The sequence below is a fragment of the Daejeonella sp. genome (genome assembly GCF_037719425.1).
Lineage (GTDB): Bacteria > Bacteroidota > Bacteroidia > Sphingobacteriales > Sphingobacteriaceae > Daejeonella.
The window spans coordinates 1-2,685 of record NZ_JBBJNI010000192.1; the positions used below are offsets into that span (position 1 = coordinate 1).

At 40.7% G+C, this 2,685-nt stretch carries 3 protein-coding genes; all 3 read right to left on the reverse strand.

What is annotated here, in order from left to right; translation table 11 throughout:
- Positions 1-189: 189 nt before the first annotated feature.
- Positions 190-1,191 (reverse strand): toprim domain-containing protein, encoded by a 1,002-nt coding sequence (locus WKF69_RS17945; RefSeq protein WP_340383666.1) that lies wholly within the window; start codon positions 1,189-1,191, stop codon positions 190-192.
- A 40-nt stretch (positions 1,192-1,231) separates the two neighbouring features.
- Positions 1,232-1,429: a helix-turn-helix domain-containing protein gene (locus WKF69_RS17950; protein ID WP_340383668.1), complete on the reverse strand. Its 198-nt coding sequence runs from the start codon at positions 1,427-1,429 to the stop codon at positions 1,232-1,234.
- A gap of 741 nt (positions 1,430-2,170) precedes the next feature.
- A partial coding sequence (locus WKF69_RS17955; protein WP_340383670.1) for a T9SS type A sorting domain-containing protein occupies positions 2,171-2,685 on the reverse strand: 515 nt, incomplete at its 5' end.

The following is a 2,685-nucleotide window of genomic DNA, read 5'->3' on the forward strand; positions in this document are numbered from 1 at the left end:
ATGAAAAGTTGTCAAAATATTATGAACCATAATTAAATTGCTACTACACTAGGTTAGAGTTCCAGTGACCGCTAGGAAAAGAATGCTATCTTCTAATATTCGATGGTCCTGCGTCACCTGCTTATAATTGAGAACATTTTATTATTTTAACCATCGACTTTTAACATCCAAGGGTATGTGTACACCTATCTAAAACTTATCTAAGACTAATGGTTCCCTTGACTGCGGCCATTGATAAAATTCTCTCGTATTTATTGATTCAGACTTTTTCATCGTGTTACATGGTGATAATCCAAGGTTGTGCATATGCCATGCGTTGACATCCTTGTGCGGCTCGTAAAGCCCATTCTTCGGAATATGTTGCAGGCACTCTTCCGTTTGGAAAAAATCCGCCAGGGCCTTTGTCGCTTTCTTTCCGGCATCGTCATTATCCATCCAGGTATAGGCGATGCGATACCCATAATTTTTAATATACGGCGTGGCAAATTTCAGGCAGGACAATGAGTTCAGCACAATTGTATCCCCGTCAAATTTGAGAATATTCTGGTGCGCCAGCGCAGAAAGATAATCCATGAACCCTTCAAATAAGTGGATATCATCCGGCTTTGGTATGTTGCCGCGAATGAAGGTGATGGTTTTAGGACGGATACAGCCTTTGAAAAAAGGGTTCCTGATTTCATAGCCGCCGTCCTCGTTGGCAAAGCCCAAGGCGAAAAAGTCCTTTTTATTTTGCCTGTTATATAACGACACTTCTGATATGTATGGAGAGGCAATATCCAACGGGATGCCACGTCCTGTAAGATAATTAATCAGCGCAGGATGTTGAATGGCTTTTACTTTTTTAAGGACAAGAGGCGTCTCGTTTGCCTTGGCCTTATCCACAACGGCAATAGGCTGGATGGATGGCGTATAACCGGCCATGTTCCTTAGCCAGCGTAGCGCATCGGGAACGGTATGCGATTCATTCTGGCTTTCCAGCCAGGCGCAGGTTAGCTCTATAATACCGCCGCCTTTGCCGATGCCGAAATCATACCAAAGATTTTTAGCGTTATCGACCTGAAAGCTGGGTGTCTTTTCATGGCGGATAGGTGAAAGATAAGTGGCTTTATGGCCGTTATCCCGAACGGGCTTGCAACCGATCTTTTCCAGTATCAGGGCAAGCGGTATCCTTTTCGCTTGTTCAATATTCATGCGAATCTCCGTGTTAGAAGAAATTAAAATGGCAAACGGATTATTTTGCTTTCAGCTGATTTTCTAAGAACCGTTCCAAAGAGGAAAGGCGATAGCGCACGGCGCGGCCTACCTTAATCGGCGCAAGATCATAACGTTTCGTGCAATCCCATACCGCCAGCGTGCCGGGGGATACGTTCAGGTATTTTGCAGCAGTTTTTCGGTCAAGCAAGGGCTCGGGCAAAGTTTCAGGGTTCATTTAAACATCCTTGTGAGTTGTTGCAGAAATAGAATAAAATACATATTGTTTGCAATTTTTTAAATCGCGCTAGAGGTGATAATCGAAGAGACTTTCTTTCGTCAATAAAAAGCGTTTTTGTTAATAACAAATAATAATCGAGTATGCATGCGCGTTAGCTGATTTTATTGACAAGCAGAAATCATGTGATGGATATCATGCCGTTCTTATAATTAAAAAACGCACTTGGACATGCATTGCTTATTATCATTTAAATAATTAAACAGGCTGATCGTTATGCTTAGAATGTTTAATGGAGATTATTTCTGACAACTACAATTCGTTTTAATCAAAAATTATGTCTGGAAACTCTGATAAAAAAGGCGATTCGCATGATGAGAAGGCGGAAAAACGTCATGCAAACCCAGATATGCATGGCAAACAAAAAAATGATTAAAATTTGCAGACGCTTGATATAAAGAAAATTTATGGGCTGGAGGTAGGATCAACAAGCTGATCCGCAAATTCCTACTATGGATCGACTACATTATTGAGCCTGTTCTCATCCATCCTGGGTTGATCTCGTTGATATTAGTGCATGTTCACTCTATACTTCTGAATAATTACCCCTTGATAAATCATCTTGCACCATATTAGAATTTTTTAATCAAAGCCTACTCATGCCAGATGTATACAGCATCACATAAATGAAAAAAGCCGCCTCATTGCTATTGAGACGGCCTTTTTACTATAACCAACAAATTATTCCTTCACAAATTTCATCATCACTTTTTCGTTGCCTTGTGATACTTCAGCGAAGTAGACTCCCGGCTTGTAGTTGCTACCCAATGTCAACGAAGTCGAATAGACATTATTCCTGATCTCAACTATTCCTCCAATTGCATTATAAATCTTCACAATGGCAGGCTTATTTATTCCGCTTCCGATAGTAAGCGTGAAATAATTACTACTTGGGTTCGGTAACATTTTTGCCTGCAGCTTCTGAACTAGTGAAACTTGGGGCTGGGCTACCAAAGTGTTGACTACCCGTGCATTCTGCGCTTCCGTTGTGGCTATTTTTTTCAATACCTCAATTGCGCATATTGAAGGTTCGTTTAGACCATTTGGTGTTGCCGATGTGAAATCGATATTTAGTGTACCATCAGAAACGGTTGTCTGAATCACTTCTGTTGTAGCAGCATTTGTAGCATGAGTTTTATTCCAGATATCATAATCATGCAATAGTTTGAGCTTTGTTATTCGGGAATTAAAAAAAG

Excerpts from the sequence above, each read along its gene's own strand:
- WKF69_RS17945 (WP_340383666.1), bottom strand. The coding sequence starts at position 1,191 with ATGAATATTGAACAAGCGAAAAGGATACCGCTTGCCCTGATACTGGAA.
- WKF69_RS17950 (WP_340383668.1), bottom strand. The coding sequence starts at position 1,429 with ATGAACCCTGAAACTTTGCCCGAGCCCTTGCTTGACCGAAAAACTGCT.